The organism is Psychrobacter sp. CX16 (genome assembly GCF_057396245.1).
This window is the reverse complement of record NZ_JBXYJF010000033.1, coordinates 13,745-35,209: the sequence shown is the minus strand read 5'-3', so window position 1 is coordinate 35,209 and position 21,465 is coordinate 13,745. Positions and strand designations below refer to the sequence as shown.

Below are 21,465 nucleotides of genomic sequence, written 5' to 3'. Positions count from 1 at the left end.
TTTTTTCATCAGCCAGTTGTCGCTCAAGTCTTTTTATGATTTGGGCTGGGGTTTCTTTGTGTGGCATTCTTAGGCTCTTTGGCGGTGTATTCCAGTCTAATGTACCATGTTTCCTAAGCCAAGTTAGGACGGTACTACGTCCTTGTATGCCATAGTGCTTTTGGGCTTGTTTGTAGGTCATGTCGCCTTTTTCTACTTGCTCTACAATAGCTAATTTAAAGCCGAGTGTGTAATCTTTCTGTGTTCGTTTAACCCTTGATCTTTCTGCTTTGTCCATTTATAAGCTTCCTTTTCGTAAACTTATTTTAGGACGGGACATTGACAACAAAAAAGGCACTTAGAACTCTAAGTGCTTTTTTTATATTGCTTATTTTATATTACTTATACTGTGTGCTGCTTTTAGAAAAAGTACTGCAAGCCAGCGCCAATGGCTAGCACCTCTGTATCACCGTTGGCAGTTATAAACCGCTCATTACCATTGGCATCTTGAGTGATATCTACCACGCCTGTCACATCATCAGCGCTGTTGTAACCGGCATAAGCGTGAGCAACGATATTTTTGCGGATATTGTAAGTACCACCGACTACAACCTGCTCAGAGTCGGCATTATCCACACCATCTAAGTTTGAGCTGTTGTTGTATTGTACATAGACGGTCGCCGGTCGCGAGAAGCGATTGACATCCATATTAGCGCTTAGCACATAGCCCTTCTCTTTTTTCGAGTGGTTATCATAATCTGCTTGCTGATATAAAGCGCCCAAAGTCACTGGCAACTTTGTCATCTTACTCAAGTCATAAGTAACCGTGCCGCGTACCAAGTCGCCTGCAAGCTCAATATCTTTATCATAACCGATACTGGCCTTTAATCCTTTACCTTGATCAAAGGTAATCGCACCCCCGTAACCCTCATTACCGCCTTCGTCATCGAAGGTCTCATTGGCTACATACATAGCCACAAATTTAAGCGGTAGATTGTCATACTCAGGCGACATCCACGTCACTGAGTTTGACACACGAGGCGGTGCATCTATCATATTCAGCGCTTCAACCCGGCGACTATCACTCGGTAATGCAGTAGTACCTAGATTATCCCAATAACCTTGGGTTACACTTACATTATTAATCTGATCCACTGGCGAGAAATAACGGCCCACCAAGACATCACCATAGTTTTTATTACTTAAACCCAGATAGGTGGTGCGATGCTCTAGTGTATCACTGTCACCATCCACATCGACTTGATACTCAAGCTTATACACCACATCGGTTGTCGCAGTCATTGGTTCAGAGCCCTCTAAGCCAATAACCGATTTATGTGAGCTGATTTCAAAGTTATCTTGGTCGACATCACCGCGTACATTACCTAATTGACGGTCATTATTACTGTCAAATTCATTGTCGCTATAATCCGCAATCATAAAAATTCGGCCATATAAATTGGGCTCAGCATGGGTAAGTGAAGCGCATAAACATGTAAGAGCGGAAACGAGAACCTGCTTTTTCATAAGACAACTCATTAATATAAATATAAAAGGCAACAAAAATTCATCATAACATGTAAATATAGAAGCTTTATAACCAAAGCGCCTTTAATAAATCACAAAAAAGTCTGCTATTGAGTATAATTATGCCATTTTATTGTCTAGTCGTTCGCAGACTGTATCTGTTTAAATCTGTTGTTGAGAATCATCCATGAACTATCCTAATGCTTTGCACTATCTCAGTTATGCTCCGCTATTATTGGCAATGACAGGCTGCGCCACCACGCCAAACACCCCATCTGAAGGCGCTATTAACACGCCCGCCTCTACCTCATCCACCACAATAAAAGCCGCACCGAGTAAGCCGAAAGCGTTTAGTGCTACAGAAATTAAAGACATCAGTGCTGCATTTCAGGCTGGCAGCTGCGATTTAACCAAGCTTACCGCACAAGGCCAGAAATATGGGTTAGACAATACGTGGGTCAATCTATATGAGCGCACTCCTAAGCCGTTATCGTCATTGGACCAAACAAACCGCTGCTTTTTGGCACAAAGTAATGAGTTATTCGCCTATGGAGATGACTTCTATGGCGAATCTTCTGATAGCTTAAACAAAAGCTGGTTTAAAAACGCAGCTAGCATCCCTGACGATGCTCATATCGTCAGCATGCGCTATGTGACGCCGAAAGTCTTGGTACCCAATTGTGACTCTGATTTAGGGCGTCCGGTTATCATCGATTATGAAAAAGATGAGCAAGGTCGTATCAGCCGCACTATCTTAATCAATGAAGACTTCGATCCAAGCTGCGTAAAATAAGTAGATAGGCTGCATGCTCTGTATAGACGGATTAATAACATTGAGGCAGCCAATACGGTTGCCTTTTTTATGGCACCTATATGCCATCTATATATCAGCTATTTATGATATTTAAGGTTTACATTATCGTACTACTGTACTAGAATACTGAAACATATCGACGAGAGATACCTATCGTCCATTAAATTTAACAGACAGTGATTTATTATGACAACCCATAATTTAGCGTATCAAAGCCTACTGACCCATTTATCTCAGCTTACACAAGATGAGGAGATTGATGCTGTATTGTCTGCGCTACTGACGGACAAAGAGCAACAAGACATTGCTAATCGTATTCGTATCTTTGATTTATTAGAGCAAGGCATCACCCAGCGCGCTATCTCACAGCAATTAGGGGTTGGTATTGCTACCGTTTCAAGAGGCGCTAAAGCCTTACAGCAGCAAGATAATAATGCCATTTATAAGTTATTGGCCACGCACCGTCAGAGCAAACCCGATGCAAAAGGCACCTAATAACAATTAATAGGTTAACCCTTAAATTTAAATACTTTAGCCACTATTTTGGACATTCTTTATGAGTACAGCGACTTCTAATCAGCCTCATCCTAATCCTATTAATATTCCAAGTAAACCCATACGCATCAAGCTTACCCAAGATATTGACTTCTTTGAGCTGTTTAAGCGTATTGAAGCCGAGTTTGATACCTGTTATTTGCTTGAGTCATTGGGCGCAGAAGGTCATATGGCACGTCATCATGCGATTGGCTTCTCGCCAATAATGACGGTAGCCGCTCCTGATCGTAACACCCTACGTATTACTGATAATAAAAACGGTGAGGTAACTGACTATACAACCGATAATCCGTATCAACTACTACGCACCATTACCCCTCAGCATGTTATTGCCCGTGAGCAGACTGGCGGACTCGTTGGTTATCTTGGTTATGACAGCGTTAACTTTTTAGAGCCAAGCTTGAATGCCAAAGCCAGTGAGCATTTTGAAGCTTTTAAGTTTGGTGTCTATTTAGATGGGCTGACGCTCGATAAGATGACCGGTGAAATCTTCTATTTCTATTATCCAACTGAGCAACAAGACAACCGTGTTGAGAAGGTTCAGGCGCTATTACAACAAGAGGTGCCAGCCTACACTGACCCGGATATTGAGTTCTTAGGCGATGGTATGAGCCGCGAGCAGCATGCCAAAGCGGTTATGCAGGTTAAAGAAGACATTATCTCAGGGCGTATCTTCCAGTGCGAGGTGGGGTTTAAGTCTAACTATAAAATCAGCGGCGACCATATTCCTATCTATGAAAAGCTGCGTCAGGTGAATCCGTCACCGCACATGTACTTTATGAAATTTGGCGAGCAGCGCATTATCGGTGCCTCACCTGAGTTATTATTCCGCTTACGTCAAGGTGAGATGGAAACCTATCCGCTGGCAGGTACCGCTAAGCGTGGTAAAGATGAGGTGGAAGACCGTCAACTTGCTCGTGCCCTATTAAACGATGCCAAAGAGATTGCCGAGCACAACATGCTGGTTGATTTACACCGCAATGACATTGGCCGAGTGGCACGTTTTGGTACCGTAAAAGTCCGCAACTTGATGGATATCAAACGCTATTCACACGTACAACACATCTCCTCTGAGATTGTGGGTATTTTGCATCCAGACGAGGATATGTTTACGGCATTAGCTAGCAACTTTCCTGCTGGCACGTTATCAGGTGCGCCAAAGATTGAAGCGATTAAAATTATTAACGAATTAGAACCCGATGGCCGCGGTGCTTACGGCGGTGCGCTTGGTTCATTTAATTTCAATGGTGACTGTATTTTTGCAATTCCTATTCGCAGTCTATTTATCAATGGCGAAACGGCATATGCGCAAACTTGCGGGGGTAACGTCTATGACTCAAACCCTGAAGATGAGTATTTGGAGATTCAGCGCAAATTATCTGCGATGAAAGTGGTACTAGATAGTTTTATCAATAAAGAGGGTTCAAATAGCTAACCTGACTCTCAATCAACCCAAATCTTAGTGTTAAAAAAAGACACAGCTAAATCTTCAAGGACTACCCATGAATGTACTTATCATAGACAACTACGACTCATTTACCTTTAATTTATATCAATATGTGGGCGAAATATTACAGACAGAATTGGCACAAAACAGTGCGGCTCAAGTAACGGTCAAGCGTAACAATGAGGTCAGCTTAGAGGATATAAAAAATGCCAATTACGATCGCATTATTATCTCCCCTGGCCCAGGCTCTCCAGATGACCCAGCCTATTTTGGTGTTTGCGCTGAAGTAATTCGTGAGCTTGGCCCAACCATACCACTATTAGGCGTGTGCTTAGGTATGCAAGGCATTGCCCATGTGTTCGGTGGAGATGTGATACGTGCTGGCGTGCCCATGCATGGTAAAACCTCCCCTATTCGTCATAATCAACAAGGTGTTTATAATGGTTTGCCACAAGACATCGACATCATGCGTTATCACTCATTGATGGTCAAAGCCGATACTTTACCTCAGTGCCTAGAGGTTACCTCTGTTGTCTCTAATGAGGCTTATGCCAATCAAAGCTTAATAGAGTGCGTGAAGAACGGTGAGCAAATCATGGGGCTGCGTCATAAAGAGTATCCGATTCAAGGCGTACAGTGCCACCCAGAGTCCTTTGCTACTGAAGGTGCTAAAAGATTGCTGGCAAACTTTTTACTGCAAAAGTAATGACAAGCAGAAAACGTATATCTCATACAGAAAAATAACGCTTTAATGCCTGATAATTTTCTGGATTGACTAACAATCATTTAGACAGGGGTTGAGGCATAATAAAAAAGGGTTAGTGCCTAAAGGCACTAACCCTTTTTTATTTAAAAACAATTCAATGATTTAAAACGATCAACAAAAAAAACCATAAAAACATGAATGAATTATTTATAAGTATGAATCGTGTGAACAGAAGTGTATTCAGCTAACCCTTCTTCACCAAATTCAACACCGAAACCTGACTGCTTAACACCCCCAAAAGGCGCTATCGGTAATACCGCAGCGTGGTTGTTAATCCAAACCGTACCACATTCCATTTTTTCAGCGACTTCATTGGCTTTAACCAGATCTTTTGACCAAACAGAACCGCCAAGGCCAATCTCAAGGCCATTTGCACCCTCAAGAGCTTCTTCAATGGTGCTAAATTTAATAATGGGTAATATCGGACCGAACTGTTCAGTATCCACCAGTTTAGTACCGTCTTTAATATTGCTAACCAGTGTTGGTGGATAGAAGAAACCTTCTTCATTAACGATTTCACCACCACAAAGGAAAGTTGCCCCTTGTTTTTTGGCATCTTCCGCGAGATCTTTAACAATATTAAATTGCTTTTCGTTTTGAAGGGGGCCTAAGTCGGTATCATCATCTAAACCGTTACCATTTTTCATACTAGTTGCGATCTTAGTAAGCGCTTCACATAACTCATCATGTACAGATTCGTGCACGTATAAACGTTTTAGTGCAGCACAAGTTTGTCCGTTGTTGATAAATGAAGAACCGAAAATCTTAGGAGCGATTTCTTCAACATCCACATCGTCCAACACGATACCAGCATCATTACCACCAAGCTCGAGCGTTAATCGTTTTAAGTTACCTGAGGCACTTTTCATGATAGCTTTACCCGTAGGAGTGGAGCCCGTAAATACAATTTTACGTATATCTTCATGGCCTGTTATTAATGAACCAAGCTCACCTGCACCCGAAACAATATTTAGCACACCAGGAGGAAGAATTTTTTGAGCAATTTCTCCAAAGCGCAGCATAGTTAAAGGCGTCATTTCTGAGGGTTTCATTACTACAGTATTACCTGCTAGCATAGCCGGAATGATGTGCCATATGCTAATCATTAAAGGGAAGTTCCATGGTGTGATAGAGCCGACAACACCTAACGGTTTATGGTGTACCTCTACTCTATAAGTATCATTGTCCTCAATAATTTCAGGCTGTAATTCAAAATCTGCTGTCGTACGGATCCAGTTTAGAGTCATATCAAACTCAAATCCTGCACCTAAATCACCAAACCCTTTTAATGGTTTACCCTGTTCCTTGGTTAGTAGAGTTTTCAACTCATCGGCATTCTCTTCAACCGCATCAGCAAGCTTTAATAACATCTCACGACGCTCTGAAGGTTCCAGCGCCGACCAACTAGGAAAAGCTTCTTTTGCAGCAGCAACAGCGTCATTTAACTCTTTTTCAGTCGCTAATGGAGCTCGCGCAACGACAGATTTATCAGCTGGGTTTATTACATCAAAATAGTCAGTGGTATCGACTAAATTTCCATTAATAACTAATTTATACTCTTTCATATAGAAAATCCTTATTTTTATTAATTAGTTCTATTTTTTAAATGTTATTAATAAATATATCTTAACGTTATACCGAAAAATGTAATATCCGGTACACAATAGTATAAGCTCTAGGAGTCAAGCACGTATATTAAAGATTTGCAAGTTGACGTTAAAATGTTTTAATAAATATTACTCACCCTTAGCTTGGTTTACTTCAAGAGAGGGTGTTTCATCAAAATAATTCCAAGGCTTTAACAGTATATTTACCCACTCTGTAGGCATAATTGGCCATTCTTCTGCACGAGCAATATGGGTTGTCCCCGTTGTTAACCACACGACTAAGTCCTCATTATGAACATCTTCATTATCTGCAGTGTATTGACCCAGACCTGTATCGCTGTCAGATCGATTGGGATATTTTCCTTCAGGATAAAGTTCAGTGTCATCGTATTGCGTGACCCAAATTTGCTTATCCATAAAGCTTAAGCGTTTAAATAACCACTCATCTTCTGCAAAATTAGCCCCTTTAGCGACAGGATGCGTACCACCGGCAAAGGGAATTAACTGATAAGACACTGGATTACCCATTCTATTTTCATTTTGTGAGTTACTAATAAGGCGAATGGTTGAAGGATCAAAGTTCTCTTTTGCCCCAAGCTCTGTTAGCACTGTTCTCTCATTGGTTTCCATAGCGCTAGTTCGAGGGCCGCCACGAGTATTTTGTTTTACGACAGGATCTATACGAGTGATATAATTAGTTTCTCCATCCACGTCCATATCAAGTCGGAAGTTGTAGATGTGCTGGTGAGTAGGGCCTACGATATTATGATCAATCAAAGTTCCATAGCGAGTATCTTCTTCAGCAGTAGGGTCATGCATCGTTTTAGCAAGCACCCCTTTGACCGCTTCAATACCAGTAGCACCAGCATCAATACCAATTGTTCCGTTTGGCTGGAATACCCAATCAAATATATAGTCGTAGTTGCCAATCGTACTGATCCAGCGAACGACTAGCTCGCGGCGCTCGATGCTGACATTTTTTTGGAACATTTCTTGGTGTTTGTACTCAGGCCCAGCATACCTTTCAAATATGGCAATGGCATTAGGAATGGTATACGTTTTACCCTCATAATCTGGTATCACCGCATCGAGCATCACCGCATTATTTGGCGCATCTACGTTTTTCTCAAGCGGTGAGGTTAACGTTCCCATCCCATATTCACCAGAGTCAAGATACGCTTTGAAGTACCAGCCCATATCAGGATCACCATATGGCACTACCATACCGGCTAAATTACCTTGATACAAAATCTTACGGTCTTCGCCTTTATCATTATAAGTGACGGTATTAATTTGAACACCGGTACGACTGTCAAATCCGATATGAAATTTCCAATTATTCCACTCGACTGTGCGTCCGGTAATCGTATAATTTTTTCCTTCAGGCTCAATGATTTTTAGCGGCTTAGTAGTAGATTGGGCTAGTCCACGACCATCGATGGCTCTAGAAGTCATCGGTACTGGAATAATACTGCCCTCCTCTATTTTAATGATTTCTTTTTTATCTAAATCAATAACGGCTACTAGATTTTCGATAGGATGTGCCCAGTAGTTGCCATCGCCGGTATCTAAGTAGGAGACAATTTTAAGGACTCGAAGCTGTTTATCCAGATTATCTTGATTACCAAAATACCCTACCGTCAAAGGAGTACCAACTACCTTCGTAACATCATGAATGCCGCGTTTAGCCAACGCCTCCTTGTAGTCCTGACTGCTTTGAATCGCTTCTTGAACTGCCATAAAGTCGTCTACTAACACCATGCCAAAGATATTATTATGTACTTTCCAACTTGTCAACTGATTGCGTGTTAAGTCAGCCTCACCCTCAAAGACAGTGTTGCCTTTTAAAATAGTGAAAGTTGCAATACGATCCTCTGTCATCGGCTTTTGTTCAAGTACGCTATCCCAAACGGCCTCTTTTTTAGGGGGTTTCAGTCTGATGTCAGCAAAGCGTAGATTCGTCTCTTCTGGCTTGGCCTGCTTAATAATATTTACCGTTCGTTGAATCTCATCACCTGTTAACGCATTTAAGGGGTGAGGAATTTGTTCAACTTTGAACGTTTGATCTAAGTTGGATTGCAAAATCTCATTAGCCAACGTGTCCAATACTAAGGCTTGACCATGATCGACCACTAAAGGTGCACTTAGGGTTAAAGATTGTCCATTTACCATGGCGGTCTTGCTATTGGGTTTGATCTGAACCCGAGTTGAATTTTTGGTAATAGTGTAGACATCCGCATAGCTATCATAGTCTACTTCAGCACCTGCCGCAGACATTGCCTTTTCTAGTGGCACCATATTGGCAGATTGACCATGCGCCATGACTTGCGAGCTTAAAGCGAGCAGCAGCCCTGCTATTAAGGGTTTTATTGATAATTTTGAGAGGGTCTTATCTGTATTATTTGCAACTTTAGTAGATGTATTAGAATTGGTAATGAGACGGTGTGCTTTGCGGTAAATCATTGAAATATCCTTATTATTTATAGAAGGAAACTATAGTTAGCAGCATTAGTGAGCGGCGTTAGCGTTATCTGCTTAACGCAAAATTGTTATTACAAACAAAATATTGCAAAAATAATGCCAGTGTCTATTAAAGTCTATAAACGTTGATACCCTTATGAATTTTCACGTTATATATTTAACTTGAGTCAACACTAATCAAACTAACTATGTATCCAGTTTATTAAGACGAAATCCATTTCGTCTGTTTGTCATCATATTATCAAATACCGTTTAAGGGCATCAGTTGATAATCCAACTTTACTATTTAGTACAATCTGTCAAATAACTCGTTTTATGAATGAAATCTTCACTAAACCTTAATACGCTGTAAAAACGCTCTGGTTCGAGGATGTTTAGAGTGCTCAAACAGTTGCTCAGGTGGACCGACTTCAACGACATAGCCATCTTCCATTAACATCACCACATCAGCGACATTACGAGCAAAGTTAATTTCATGGGTCACAACAACCATCGTCCAACCTTCAGCTGCGAGCTGTTGCATGGTTTTTAATACCTCATTGACCAGCTCTGGATCTAGTGCAGAAGTGGGTTCATCAAACAATAATAAATCAGGCTCTATTGCAAGGGCTCGTGCAATCCCCACTCGCTGTTGTTGACCACCTGATAATTGAAAGGGATATAAATCTACTTTGTCTGAAAGACCTACCTTATCAAGGAGTTTTAACGCCTTTTGCCGAGTTTCTTGTTTGTCTTTACCTTGAGCGACCACCGGCCCTAACATAAGGTTTTCTAACGCTGTTTTATGAGGGAATAGATTATACGATTGAAACACCATGCCAGATTTTTTTTGAAGTTTGCGCATTAGCTGTTTAGAGGGATTAGCCTCAAAATCAACTTTCAAGCTGTCGTCTGTAAATTCAATAACGCCCTTCTCTGGTACTTCAAGCGCATTGAGACATCTTAAAAAGGTGGTTTTACCAGAGCCAGAAGGCCCGAGTATGACCACCACACTGCCCTTTTCGATATTTAAGTCAATGCCTTTTAATACTTCATTATCCTCAAAGGCTTTTTGGATATTGGTTATTTTTATCATTGTCTTATCCTGATAAACACTATTTCGCATCAATGCTGCTTACTTGGCCACATAGCGGTCCAAACGGGTTTCTATTCGGCCTTGCGCGGTGCTTAATAGCAGACAAATAACCCAATAAATTAGCGCAGCCTCGGTATACACCAGCATAAACTCGTAGTTACGCGCCGTAATAATCTGCGCTTGCTTAAACATCTCTGTCACTAAAATAAGCGAGGCCAATGACGTGTCTTTGACCAAACTGATAAAGGTGTTAGACAGCGGCGGCACAGATACTCTCAACGCTTGCGGCAAGATAACATGACGAAAGGTCTGCAAGTAGGTAAGCCCAACTGTCGAGCCAGCTTCCCATTGGCCTTTAGGTATCGATAATATAGACGCACGCACTGTTTCAGAGGCATAAGCACCGATATTTAGTGAGAAAGCAATGATTGCTGCAGGGAATGGCTCGAGCTTCACTCCAATACTGGGCAGACCGTAGAAAATGATAAACAGCTGTACCAACATTGGCGTACCGCGAATCGCAGACACATACACCCGTGCGAAGCGATACGCAATCTTATGCCATAATGCATTGCGTGGCACAATGCGAATCAGTGCTACTACTAGTGCAATACACATACCAATAATAAACGATGCAATCGCCAGTGGTATTGAATAGTAAATAGCCCCTTTAAGCATCGGCCAAAAGGACTGCACCACAATCTCAGCCCGCGCAGGCGACATAAAGGGCAGCATGGCGAGCAGATTTTTTAAAGCGGCTAGCAGTGATGACATCATTTTTTGCTAACGTCCGCACCGAAGTATTTTTCGCTTAAGCGGGTCAATGTACCATCTTCGTGAAGTTCGGTCATGGCCTCATTCACTTTGTCTAATACTGCGTCATTGCCTTTTAACATCACAATACCTGAGCCATTTTTCTCTTCGGCTGGTGCAACCAGTTTTATTTCAAGATCACTGTTTGGGAATTTATTTAAGTAATCAAGAATCGCCAATTGGTCATTTAACGTAACATCAGCACGGCCCTGTTTAACCAGTTCAATCGCTTGAGCCATACCATCAACAGGTACGACTTCTGCTTCATATTTCTGAGCCAACTCACCGTAGTTACTGCTTAGTGATTGGGCTGATTTTAATCCTTTCAATGATTCCCAAGAGTTAAAACGGCTGTCTGACTTAGGTGCTAATACTGCAGCACCAGACCAGTTATAAGGCTCAGAGATATCATACTTCGCTCGGCGCTCAGGTGTGGTCAATGCCACTTGGTTGGCCACCATATCAAAGCGCTTGGCATCTAGGCCGGCAAGCATCGCATCCCACTGGGTTTCTTTAAAATCGACCGTTACCCCAAGCTTATCCGCTACAGCGCGAGTAACCTCAACGTCATAGCCGGTTAGATTGTTTTGCTCATCATGGAAAGTATAAGGAGGATATGTGCCTTCAGTGCCCACATTAATGGTGCCACCATTGGTGATACGCTCAAGTAAATCTGAGCTGCTGTTCGATGTAGCGTCTGCTGTCGTTTCGGTATCCGTAGATGGGCTTTGATTGCAAGCAGCAAGCAATACGGCGCCTGCAGCAATTGTGGTTATATTTCTAAATGCTGAAAATTTCATAAACTGTCCTTCAATATTAGACAAATAAAAGATAAGCTGCCCAAATCCTTACCGGTAACTGACAGCCAATTTGACATATTGTAACAAATTACGAGCGACTCACGACAGCAACATTACCATACACCTACTAACCTAAGATAAGGACGAACCTTAAATAATTAAAGCATTATCGTTACTGCCAACAATTAGTTATAATAATCATCAATATTTGTATATATAAATACAGAATAATAGTTAAGGATGCAGCGAAAATGATTAGTTTATTTGATATGTTCAAAATCGGTATTGGTCCATCAAGCTCACATACCATGGGGCCTATGGTCGCCGCTGGTAGGTTCCTTGATGAGGTCGCTAAGCACTATTCCTTAGAAGAGATTAGCCGCATTCAAGTGGACTTATTTGGCTCGTTAGCATCTACTGGTAAAGGGCACGCAACCGATACCGCCTGTATCCTTGGTTTACTTGGCTTTAAAGCGGACAATATTGATACCACCAAAGTCGCCGACTATCTAGCGCCGGTCTTTAACGAAAAGACTTTAGATTTGGCGCATAGCTACCCGCTACGCTTTGACTACGATACCGATATTGTGTGGCACCCGCAGACAAATTTGCCACATCACCCAAATGGTTTGAGCTTTACGGCTTTTACTCAAGATGGTGAACAAATAAGCCGTATCTATTACTCTATTGGTGGCGGTTTTGTTGCTACTGAAGATGAATATAAGACCAGCAGTCAACAAGCAACAAAAGACATCTTAGATGATACCTTAGGTATCAAGCTTGAATCAGACACCTCTGCTGACAGTGTCGCCATTACTAGCGATAGCCGTGTACCCTATCCATTTAAAACGGGTCAGCAATTATTAAATCAGTGTGAAGCCCATAATCTAAGTATCAGCGAAGTAATGATGGCAAACGAATTAGCAATTCGCGACGAAACTGCTATCAATGGGCATTTAGATGCAGTCTGGAATGTGATGCAAGAGTGCGTGCGCAACGGCTGTAACGGCGAAGGTATTCTGCCAGGTGGTCTAAAGGTAAGACGCCGTGCTAAAAAACTGCATCAAGAGTTGTTACAAGAACAAAAAGATATTCGTAATGATTCAGATAAATTAATGGCGATGGACTGGGTCGATTTATATGCGCTAGCTGTCAATGAAGAGAATGCCAATGGCGGCCGTGTGGTCACTGCACCGACCAATGGCGCGGCTGGTATTATTCCTGCAGTGATGCATTATTATCGCGACTTTATTCCTGGTTACAGTCAACAAGGCTCTCGGAAATTCTTACTGGCTGCAGCAGCGATTGGCACTATTATCAAAGAAAATGCTTCTATCTCTGGCGCAGAAGTCGGCTGTCAGGGTGAAGTTGGCTCTGCATGTGCTATGGCGGCATCAGGTCTTGCAGAAGTACTGGGGCTAACGCCTGAGCAGTCTACTAATGCGGCAGAAATTGGCATTGAGCATAATTTAGGCTTAACCTGTGACCCTATCGGCGGGCTGGTTCAAGTACCTTGCATTGAGCGTAATGCAATGGCTGCAGTGAAAGCTATTAACGCAGCACGACTTGCCGCGCGTGGTGATGGCGAGCATCATGTCTCATTAGATAAGGCAATCGCTACGATGAAAGCCACTGGTGAGGACATGATGGATAAATATAAAGAGACTGCTATGGGCGGGCTAGCTGTGCATGCTTATAACCCTCAAGATGGCAGCATTGATGACTCACGTATTGAGATGGTTGAGGTCGGTGTGGGTTATCCGCAGTGCTAGACCGCTCTAGCTGTATCATACTTTAAGGATTTCCATATTTATGTTGTTAAGATCAGGCTTGGTGCTATTAACGTTGCTGTTATTTATAACCAGCCTCTACGTTGAGTCTGGTGGCGGATTAACTATTTCATCTTAAATGGGTTCCCTGTTAACCGTAAGCCTTATTATCTATCAGGCATAAAAAAAGACCAACTCGTTAAAGTTGGTCTTTTTTATAACCGGTTAATCAGTATGAGCCGATTAACTAGCCATTGTTGCTACGGCGGGCTGGACGGCCTTCGCCTGAGCGAGCTGGTCCACTGCGGCGTTGGCCACCTGGTTTGCCAGTACCTGCACCGGCAGGTTTACCACCGAAGCGGCGACCGGCTGGCTTGCCACTCGGACGACCCGTACCTGCGCCTGCACCACGTTTTTCGCCAGAAGCGTTATCGCCTGTTTTACCACGATAGCCACCGCCAGCGTTTCCACCACGGCGTTGACCACCACCGTTACCACCGCGGCGATTACCGCCACGACCACGACCGGCACCACTACCAACTTTCATATCTTTAGTGTTTTTCTTAGGCTCCATGCCCTCGATTTCTTCTACTGACATCGTACGTTTTAAATAACGGTTGATGGCTTCAAGTTGTGGACGGTCATCGATACTACAGATGTTGATTGCAATACCGGTACGGCCGGCACGACCACTACGACCGATGCGATGCACATAATCTTCTGTTTGACGTGGTAAGTCATAGTTGAATACGTGAGTAATACCGCTCACATCAATACCACGAGCGGCAACGTCAGTTGCTACTAGGATAGTGATTTTTCCCGCTTTCACATCATTAATGATGCGGCTACGCTTGGCTTGTGGTAAATCACCATGTAAGAAGCTGGCTTTATGGCCCTGCTCTTTTAGGCTCTTAGCTAATGTCTCACAGCTACGTTTGGTAGCAGCGAAGATAATCGCTTGATTCACATCTTTTTGAGTCAATAGTGCATCTAGAAGACGGTTTTTATGATTAAAATCATCTGCATAATACACAGACTCATCAATATGCTTCGTTTCTGCTTTAATATCGATACGTTCTGGGTTGTTGGTGAAACTGGCAGCGATTTTACCTACTGGACCATCCCAAGTTGCAGAACACATAATAGTTTGACGGGTTTTTGGTGCCGCTGACATTACTTTTTCGATATCGTCTGCAAAGCCCATGTCTAACATGCGATCGGCTTCATCAAGAATTAGAATGTCTAGTTCTGATAAGTCGATACGACCTGAGTTCATGTGATCGATGAAACGACCTGGCGTTGCAATAATAACTTGAACACCTTTATTAAGTGCACGAATTTGACCGCCGTAAGGCGCGCCGCCTACTAGAGGCACACTAAAGATGTTACGAGTTTTTGAGCTATACTGACGAACGCTGTCGCTAACTTGGTTAGCAAGTTCACGGGTCGGCGTTAGAATAACAGTATGCACAACTTTGTTGGTTGCTTTTTCACGAATGATTTTATCAAGCATCGGCAATACGAAAGCAGCTGTTTTACCACTACCGGTTTGGGCAGACAGTAATAAGTCACGACCGGCCATAGCAGGTGGAATAGCTTGTGCTTGAATTGGGGTAGGCATGGTGTAGCCACTAGCGGTAAGCGCATCGATTAATTCTGGCGCTAGCTCTAGGTCTACAAAGCTTAAATCATCATCAGCTTTAATAATACCTTGGGCTTCGTCTGCAGCAGTGTTAAGAAGGGTGTCTAAATTTGACATAAATGTGTGTCCATTAAATTACCGTCACGAATAGGTTGCCAATGCTGATGGCAGAAGTGATCGGTTAAGGTTTTAGGCACAACACAGATAAGCGTTCGATTAAGCAGTACATCCAATGTACAGGTTAACGACGTATTTTGGTGGTTGTTACCGTGAGTATATTAGCTAAGCATGACAATATGTCATTCGTTAGGCTAATAACAAAATCATCGGCAACAATTTTAAAAGGTGTCTTCTCCAGACGACAATTGCGGGCGATGTTATCAATCAGCAAGGCGCTAGTATAACACAACAATTTTAAATAGGTGGATTATTTTAAAATTATCTTTAAAAACATCCACCTACGTCTCTTTATACATGCTTAACGCCCTTCATGATAAAGGCTTAAGCTCAAGGTTAACCGCTCGCTGAACGGCGGGACGGCTCGCAATTTGCTTCGCCCATCGCTGTAGATGCGTATACTCATCTACTTGTAAGAACTCCCCTGCTCGCTCGTACGACTCATCTAGTGCCAAACGACCATACCATGGCCAAATAAGCATATCGACGATACTATAGCTATCATCTCCATCACCAATCATGTACTCGTTATTGGTCAGATGCTTATCTAGTAGGTCTAACTGACGCTTAGTCTCCATCGTAAAGCGATCAATCGGATACTGCATCGGATACGGTGCATAGTTAAAGAAGTGACCAAAGCCGCCGCCCACATAAGGCGCACTCGCCATTTGCCACATTACCCAGCTCAAAAAGGTAGCATGCTTCTGTTTATCCGAGGCATCAGGGGCAAAATTCTGAAACTTATCTGCCAAATACATTAAGATAGCACCCGATTCAAATAATTTCACTGGATATTGTTTGTCACTATAGTCAACCAAAGCGGGAATCTTCGAGTTAGGGTTGATATCGACAAAATCAGACCCAAATTGATCGCCCTCCATAATATCTATTTTATAGGCATCGTACGCCGCTCCTTGAATACCTAACTCTGCCAACTCCTCTAATAAAATATTCACCTTCACACCATTAGGCGTGTTCAGTGAATACAGCTGTAAGGGCTTATCACCCACAGGCAAGGTTTGCTTCTGGCGAGCACCCGCCGTTGGCTTGTTTGTATTGGCAAACTTACCACCATTGCCTTCAACAGGCTGCCATACTTTTGGCAGTGTATAGTCGGTATTGCTAATAGTGGTCTGATTACTTGACTGTTTGTTTGATTCATTAATAGAAGTGGTGTTCATAATTTTGTCCTAATTTTTATTAACGATATGTTAGCAATACTATTATAGGATGATAGTCTCTCAATACATCAAAAGCAGTACAGTTTGTTAAACCAATTGTTTTGAATAGTTAGTAAAGCTCATTTGTAAGACCTTAGCATGAGTAGATTTTATGACAACTGGTAATTATTAAGAATCCTCTAGAGGTTGAGCCAGACGCCCCATAAATAATAACCAGTCGCTTTTAAATCTGTGAAATCGTATTTTGCGTAAGTCCTAATTAGTTTATTTTAATGGCATCTTTATTAACTGATTTAGAAAATAAATAGCTACAGTGCCGAGTAGCTATACTTGCTTTTATTGACAAGCTGCCATACAAGGGATTGAAAATAATGGATAACTATTTAAAGGCTTTGTTATCGCTGTATTTTCCTGATATGAATGAGCGACATATCACTAAACTCATTGAGTCAATCAATCCATTACCAAAATTACCGCTAATCGAATTTGATAAGAACCAGCGTATTTATAGCAAAGGCCAAACAGTAAGAAGTATGTTCTTGCTGAAATCTGGTTTAGTACGAGTATATGATCAATTTGACAACCTTGATAATAATGCTGGCTTGTACATAAGTCTCCTAAGACAGGGGGTTTTTAAAGTATATTAATGCGATTAAGTAATAAATTATCTTAATTATGAATTTTATAATGCTATGATTGCTTAAAACAAGATTAAGGACAATCTACTATGAGCAGTTTTCTATTTGAAACTACTAATGGCGCCTACCCTGTCAACGTAAATATATCTTCCTTATCAACTGAATCGACTGAACTCAGCTCAAACCAAGCATTAATCGATAAAGCATCAAAAATAACCATCATATTTCTAAATGCAGTAGGCGTTCCCTTACGAAAATATAGCAAGCTTATAAATGGTTTAACTGAAAAAGGGTTTACTGTTATCAGTGCCGATTATCCAAATTGCGGTGAAAATACGCCACATATAAAACGTGGCATTGATTATGGCTACGATGAGCTGGTGAATCATTTTGTGCATGATTTAGTTCAAATAGCCAAAGACCGTACGCCTGACAATGATATCGTTTTAATAGGTCATAGTCTGGGTGGGCATCTCGGTACTATTTATTCTGCCATTCACAATGTACCTGTTATAGGTATCGCTTGTGGTAGTACCTATTATAAAAGCTGGAAAGGTCGTGGACGTATTAGGATATTGTCGGCGGTTGCCGTGATTCAATCTTTGATAAGCTTATATGGATTTCTGCCAGGTTATAAGATAGGTATGGGAGAGCGTGAAGCCAAAACTATGATGCAAAATTGGTGCCGAACTGCGCTCACTGGTAAATTTGATTTTATCACCCAGAAAATGGACAGTAGCAAAGGTCATGGACTATATATCAATATTATAGGGGATGATTATGCGCCCTTATCAGCTACCAAACATCTAGCCGAACTATGTGCACATTCTAAAATTATTAGAGTTAAGCTAGATGCTGATCTTAAAGGCAATCAGCACGGCATTTGGGTTAAAAGACCAGATAAAATAATCGACGCTATCAGTGTTCACTTAGGGGCAATTACTGATTAAATGGGATGATTAATAAAATTTCAAAGTTAAATCCCATGTTTATATGCAAATTTTGAAATAAAAAAGTCATTTAAAATTTCAATCCAAAGTGTAAGCTCACTAACATTAACACTAAATATTGCGGGCAGGCTTCATGATAATATGTGGCCTTGCTATGTTTACCGATAAATAAACAGCCTTAAACCATTAGGTCGCAATCTTATGTCTAATAATTCAGCCCAAGAAGCGCCCGTAACCCAAACGTCAACGAATAGCACAGAACCTAAGGTGACGCTTACTCCTTCGCAGTACAAATTCCTGCCCTTTGTGATGGCAGTAGCTTTGTTCATGCAAATTTTGGATGCGACTATTTTAAATACCGCATTACCCAAAATGGCCATCGCACTTGGCGAATCACCTATAAAAATGCAGTGGGCAGTTATTAGCTATGCGTTAACCTTGGCAATTTTTATTCCGGTGAGCGGATTTTTAGCAGATAAATATGGCACCCGTAAGGTGTTTTTCTCTTCAATTGTTATCTTTGTGCTCGGCTCTTTACTGTGCGCGTTATCACCGACACTGGATTTCTTAGTAGCCTCTCGAGTACTGCAAGGTATTGGCGGTGCAATGATGACGCCAGTTGCGCGACTTATCTTGTTTAAGTCTTATCCGCGCAATAAATTACTAACGGTTATGAACTATGCAGTAATACCTGCGCTGATTGCACCGTTAATTGGTCCATTATTGGGCGGTTATATCGTACAGTACGCCAGTTGGCCTTGGATATTTTTGATTAATATCCCCATGGGTATTCTAGGTCTGATTATCGGGGTTAAATTTGTTCCTAACTTAACCGAACTGGTCGCTAAATTTGACTGGACTGGATTTGGATTATTCGCTTTTGCAGCCGCTTTATTAACCTTGGCGGTTGAGATGGTCTCTAGACCAGAAGATACCTTGCTAGGTGTCACCATGATTATTATTGGTATTGCGCTATTGGGCGTTTATGTTTGGCATGCTAAGCGTGTTAAGTCGCCATTATTCCCGTTGTCGTTATTCTCTGTACGTACCTTCAAGGTTGGCATTACGGGTAACTTATTTACCCGCTTAGGTATCAGTGCGGTGCCCTATTTAATGCCGTTGTTACTACAGGTTGCCTTTGGTTATACGCCGTCGCAGGCAGGCTGGTTACTAATGCCCATTGCTGCCGGCTCAATGACAGTAAAGCCTTGGGTTAGTAAAATTATTCGCAAATTTACTTATCGTAAAGTCTTGGTGGCAAACACTACCTTGCTCGGTCTACTAATTATCTCTATCGGTTATTTCGACGCCACAATGCCGTGGTATTGGCTCGCGCCTGTACTATTCATAATGGGTGGTTGTAACTCATTACAGTTTAGTGCGATGAATACTATTACTATTGGCGACCTTAAAGGCACACAGACCAGTAGCGGCAATAGCTTAATGGCCGTTAACCAGCAGCTCGCGATGAGCTTTGGTTTGGCCTTTGGGGCAGCAGTGTTGGTTGTCTTTAGTGACCGCTTTAACTTTGAGACCACACTGGCCTTTAGCAGCACCTTTTGGGTAATGGGCATCACGACCATTCTATCGGGTCTCTATTTCTTACGCCTTAATTCTGATGATGGTCAGGGTATGTATTAAGCATATGCTGTTCACTGGGTTTACTACATTAGATTAATGAGCGTGAGTATTGTTTGAATAGGTTGTGGTTGTCTAGCGTAGTTGTATGAATAGTTCCTATAATTTTGATAACCCTTACTCTCAGATAACACATCCTTTGGACGTCCTATGTCAGAAACCTCACCTAACTCTCAAGATTTTTCAAACTCTATATTGAGTCCTATACAAGAAAAATGGTTACCAGCCGTCCTTGCTGTTGCCTTATTTATGCAAATTTTGGACTCGACTATTTTAAACACGGCCTTACCGCAGATGGCAGTCGCTTTAGATGCCTCCCCGCTCAAAATGCAGTGGACAATTATTAGTTACGCCCTAACTCTGGCTATCTTTATTCCAGTCAGCGGATTTTTGGCAGATAAATTTGGTACACGCAAAATATTCTTATTAGCAGTTATCATCTTCTGCGTAGGCTCTGTGCTGTGCGCCTTCTCGCCCAATCTATCAACGTTGGTTGCCTTCCGGGTAGTTCAAGGTATTGGCGGCGCGATGATGACACCAGTTGCACGTTTGGTATTGGTTAAATCCTATCCACGTAGCAAGTTATTAACGGTTATGAACTATGCGTTAATTCCTGCCTTGGTTGCGCCGCTTATTGGTCCCTTAATCGGTGGTTATTTGGTTGAATACGCAAGCTGGCACTGGATATTCTTAATCAACGTACCTATGGGTTTAATAGGACTGGCGCTAGCCTTTAAACTTATCCCTGACTTCACCGAGAAGGCTGGCAAGTTAGATTGGACAGGATTTATATTATTTGCTTTAGCCGCTGCCTTATTAACTTTAGCAGTAGAAATGATATCTCGCTCGGGCCAAGAGAGCTTAAGTCTTGGTTTGGCAGTGGTTTCAATCGTGCTATTGGGATTATATGTCGCTCATGCGCGCCGTAAAAAGTCAGACGCGATATTTCCATTATCTTTGTTCTCAGTTCGCACCTTCCGAGTCGGTATTGCCGGTAACTTATTTACGCGTCTGGGTATCAGTGCTATCCCCTACTTGCTGCCATTACTATTACAGGTGGTTTTCCATTATACCCCATCGCAGGCAGGCTGGTTATTAACCCCAATTGCAGCCGGTGCTATCTTAATCAAGCCATTCATTAGTCCCATCGTTAAAAAATTCAGCTATCGCCGAGTGCTTATCGTGAACACCTTCTTTATGGGTGGTCTTATTATTGTGCTGGCGCAGTTTAACCCTTCTATCGCTTGGTACTGGTTCCTACCCGTGCTATTCATTATGGGGGCCTGTAACTCGCTACAATTTGGCGCTATGAATACTATTACTATTGGTGATTTAGAAGGTCCGGAAACCAGTAGCGGTAATAGCTTGATGACGGTTAACCAACAATTAGCCATCAGTTTTGGCTTGGCATTAGGCGCAACATTGCTGTCTGTGTTTAATGATCGCTTTGATTTTGAGACATTAACTGCCTTCCATACGACTTTTTATATCTTAGGCATTTTTACTATCTTAACTGGTTTCCACTTCTTGCGTCTAAAGCCACAAGATGGTGAGGGTTTATACTAAACGAATACTAAGACATTGTTAAAAATATAAGTTATAGGTC

At 42.0% G+C, this 21,465-nt stretch carries 17 protein-coding genes; 8 read left to right on the top strand and 9 right to left on the bottom strand.

What is annotated here, in order from left to right; genetic code table 11:
• On the bottom strand, positions 1-277 hold a 277-nt coding region (locus AC2SLM_RS11115; protein ID WP_486552358.1), incomplete at its 3' end, for a helix-turn-helix domain-containing protein.
• 122 nt (positions 278-399) lie between these two features.
• A complete protein-coding gene (locus AC2SLM_RS11110) occupies positions 400-1,506 on the bottom strand; it encodes a porin (protein WP_486553908.1) in 1,107 nt (368 codons plus the stop codon).
• 187 nt (positions 1,507-1,693) lie between these two features.
• On the opposite strand from AC2SLM_RS11110, the gene AC2SLM_RS11105 reads away from it, so the two are divergent.
• From AC2SLM_RS11105 to AC2SLM_RS11090, 4 genes are all read left to right on the top strand, one after another.
• Positions 1,694-2,299, top strand: coding sequence for a hypothetical protein (locus AC2SLM_RS11105; protein ID WP_486553906.1), 606 nt, complete (start codon positions 1,694-1,696; stop codon positions 2,297-2,299).
• A 207-nt stretch (positions 2,300-2,506) separates the two neighbouring features.
• The gene (locus AC2SLM_RS11100; RefSeq protein ID WP_486553905.1) at positions 2,507-2,815 is read left to right on the top strand and encodes a Trp family transcriptional regulator; all 309 of its coding nucleotides are present in this window, start codon (positions 2,507-2,509) and stop codon (positions 2,813-2,815) included.
• Positions 2,816-2,876: 61 nt separating this feature from the next.
• The gene (locus tag AC2SLM_RS11095; RefSeq protein WP_486553903.1) at positions 2,877-4,310 is read left to right on the top strand and encodes an anthranilate synthase component I family protein; all 1,434 of its coding nucleotides are present in this window, start codon (positions 2,877-2,879) and stop codon (positions 4,308-4,310) included.
• Between the two features lie 67 nt (positions 4,311-4,377).
• A complete protein-coding gene (locus tag AC2SLM_RS11090) occupies positions 4,378-5,028 on the top strand; it encodes an anthranilate synthase component II (protein ID WP_486553901.1) in 651 nt (216 codons plus the stop codon).
• A 203-nt stretch (positions 5,029-5,231) separates the two neighbouring features.
• Here the strand turns inward: AC2SLM_RS11090 and AC2SLM_RS11085 are convergent, their stop codons facing one another.
• The 5 genes from AC2SLM_RS11085 to AC2SLM_RS11065 form a co-directional block, all read right to left on the bottom strand.
• Complete coding sequence (locus tag AC2SLM_RS11085; protein ID WP_486553899.1) at positions 5,232-6,653, bottom strand: aldehyde dehydrogenase family protein; 1,422 nt, start codon at positions 6,651-6,653, stop codon at positions 5,232-5,234.
• A 171-nt stretch (positions 6,654-6,824) separates the two neighbouring features.
• The gene (gene tynA / locus AC2SLM_RS11080; RefSeq protein WP_486553898.1) at positions 6,825-9,158 is read right to left on the bottom strand and encodes a primary-amine oxidase; all 2,334 of its coding nucleotides are present in this window, start codon (positions 9,156-9,158) and stop codon (positions 6,825-6,827) included.
• Positions 9,159-9,507: 349 nt separating this feature from the next.
• Positions 9,508-10,251: an amino acid ABC transporter ATP-binding protein gene (locus tag AC2SLM_RS11075; protein WP_486553897.1), complete on the bottom strand. Its 744-nt coding sequence runs from the start codon at positions 10,249-10,251 to the stop codon at positions 9,508-9,510.
• Between the two features lie 39 nt (positions 10,252-10,290).
• The gene (locus tag AC2SLM_RS11070) at positions 10,291-11,028 is read right to left on the bottom strand and encodes an amino acid ABC transporter permease (protein ID WP_486553895.1); all 738 of its coding nucleotides are present in this window, start codon (positions 11,026-11,028) and stop codon (positions 10,291-10,293) included.
• Positions 11,025-11,864: an amino acid ABC transporter substrate-binding protein gene (locus tag AC2SLM_RS11065; RefSeq protein WP_486553893.1), complete on the bottom strand. Its 840-nt coding sequence runs from the start codon at positions 11,862-11,864 to the stop codon at positions 11,025-11,027. Before AC2SLM_RS11065 ends, AC2SLM_RS11070 begins: the two co-directional genes overlap by 4 nt.
• 251 nt (positions 11,865-12,115) lie before the next feature.
• Here AC2SLM_RS11065 and AC2SLM_RS11060 point away from each other — a divergent pair, with 251 nt between their 5' ends.
• Positions 12,116-13,636, top strand: a complete 1,521-nt coding sequence (locus AC2SLM_RS11060) for an L-serine ammonia-lyase (RefSeq protein WP_486553892.1) — start codon at positions 12,116-12,118, stop codon at positions 13,634-13,636.
• Positions 13,637-13,880: 244 nt separating this feature from the next.
• Here the strand turns inward: AC2SLM_RS11060 and csdA are convergent, their stop codons facing one another.
• On the bottom strand, positions 13,881-15,392 hold the full coding sequence (gene csdA, locus AC2SLM_RS11055) for a DEAD/DEAH box helicase CsdA (RefSeq protein ID WP_486541145.1): 1,512 nt from the start codon (positions 15,390-15,392) through the stop codon (positions 13,881-13,883).
• Between the two features lie 371 nt (positions 15,393-15,763).
• Complete coding sequence (gene yghU / locus AC2SLM_RS11050; protein WP_486553890.1) at positions 15,764-16,633, bottom strand: glutathione-dependent disulfide-bond oxidoreductase; 870 nt, start codon at positions 16,631-16,633, stop codon at positions 15,764-15,766.
• 727 nt (positions 16,634-17,360) lie between these two features.
• Between yghU and AC2SLM_RS11045 the strand changes: the two genes are divergently transcribed.
• The 3 genes from AC2SLM_RS11045 (at position 17,361) to AC2SLM_RS11035 (ending at position 21,425) form a co-directional block, all read left to right on the top strand.
• Complete coding sequence (locus AC2SLM_RS11045) at positions 17,361-18,221, top strand: alpha/beta fold hydrolase (protein WP_486553888.1); 861 nt, start codon at positions 17,361-17,363, stop codon at positions 18,219-18,221.
• A 201-nt stretch (positions 18,222-18,422) separates the two neighbouring features.
• Positions 18,423-19,862: a DHA2 family efflux MFS transporter permease subunit gene (locus tag AC2SLM_RS11040; RefSeq protein WP_486553887.1), complete on the top strand. Its 1,440-nt coding sequence runs from the start codon at positions 18,423-18,425 to the stop codon at positions 19,860-19,862.
• Positions 19,863-20,009: 147 nt separating this feature from the next.
• Positions 20,010-21,425, top strand: a complete 1,416-nt coding sequence (locus AC2SLM_RS11035) for a DHA2 family efflux MFS transporter permease subunit (RefSeq protein ID WP_486553885.1) — start codon at positions 20,010-20,012, stop codon at positions 21,423-21,425.
• Positions 21,426-21,465: the final 40 nt, after the last annotated feature.

What these genes read in the sequence shown, in the direction of transcription:
- AC2SLM_RS11110 (WP_486553908.1), bottom strand. Translation starts at nt 1,506, where the DNA reads ATGAAAAAGCAGGTTCTCGTTTCCGCTCTTACATGTTTATGCGCTTCA.
- AC2SLM_RS11105 (WP_486553906.1), top strand. Translation starts at nt 1,694, where the DNA reads ATGAACTATCCTAATGCTTTGCACTATCTCAGTTATGCTCCGCTATTA.
- AC2SLM_RS11100 (WP_486553905.1), top strand. Translation starts at nt 2,507, where the DNA reads ATGACAACCCATAATTTAGCGTATCAAAGCCTACTGACCCATTTATCT.
- AC2SLM_RS11095 (WP_486553903.1), top strand. Translation starts at nt 2,877, where the DNA reads ATGAGTACAGCGACTTCTAATCAGCCTCATCCTAATCCTATTAATATT.
- AC2SLM_RS11090 (WP_486553901.1), top strand. Translation starts at nt 4,378, where the DNA reads ATGAATGTACTTATCATAGACAACTACGACTCATTTACCTTTAATTTA.
- AC2SLM_RS11085 (WP_486553899.1), bottom strand. Translation starts at nt 6,653, where the DNA reads ATGAAAGAGTATAAATTAGTTATTAATGGAAATTTAGTCGATACCACT.
- tynA (WP_486553898.1), bottom strand. Translation starts at nt 9,158, where the DNA reads ATGATTTACCGCAAAGCACACCGTCTCATTACCAATTCTAATACATCT.
- AC2SLM_RS11075 (WP_486553897.1), bottom strand. Translation starts at nt 10,251, where the DNA reads ATGATAAAAATAACCAATATCCAAAAAGCCTTTGAGGATAATGAAGTA.
- AC2SLM_RS11070 (WP_486553895.1), bottom strand. Translation starts at nt 11,028, where the DNA reads ATGATGTCATCACTGCTAGCCGCTTTAAAAAATCTGCTCGCCATGCTG.
- AC2SLM_RS11065 (WP_486553893.1), bottom strand. Translation starts at nt 11,864, where the DNA reads ATGAAATTTTCAGCATTTAGAAATATAACCACAATTGCTGCAGGCGCC.
- AC2SLM_RS11060 (WP_486553892.1), top strand. Translation starts at nt 12,116, where the DNA reads ATGATTAGTTTATTTGATATGTTCAAAATCGGTATTGGTCCATCAAGC.
- csdA (WP_486541145.1), bottom strand. Translation starts at nt 15,392, where the DNA reads ATGTCAAATTTAGACACCCTTCTTAACACTGCTGCAGACGAAGCCCAA.
- yghU (WP_486553890.1), bottom strand. Translation starts at nt 16,633, where the DNA reads ATGAACACCACTTCTATTAATGAATCAAACAAACAGTCAAGTAATCAG.
- AC2SLM_RS11045 (WP_486553888.1), top strand. Translation starts at nt 17,361, where the DNA reads ATGAGCAGTTTTCTATTTGAAACTACTAATGGCGCCTACCCTGTCAAC.
- AC2SLM_RS11040 (WP_486553887.1), top strand. Translation starts at nt 18,423, where the DNA reads ATGTCTAATAATTCAGCCCAAGAAGCGCCCGTAACCCAAACGTCAACG.
- AC2SLM_RS11035 (WP_486553885.1), top strand. Translation starts at nt 20,010, where the DNA reads ATGTCAGAAACCTCACCTAACTCTCAAGATTTTTCAAACTCTATATTG.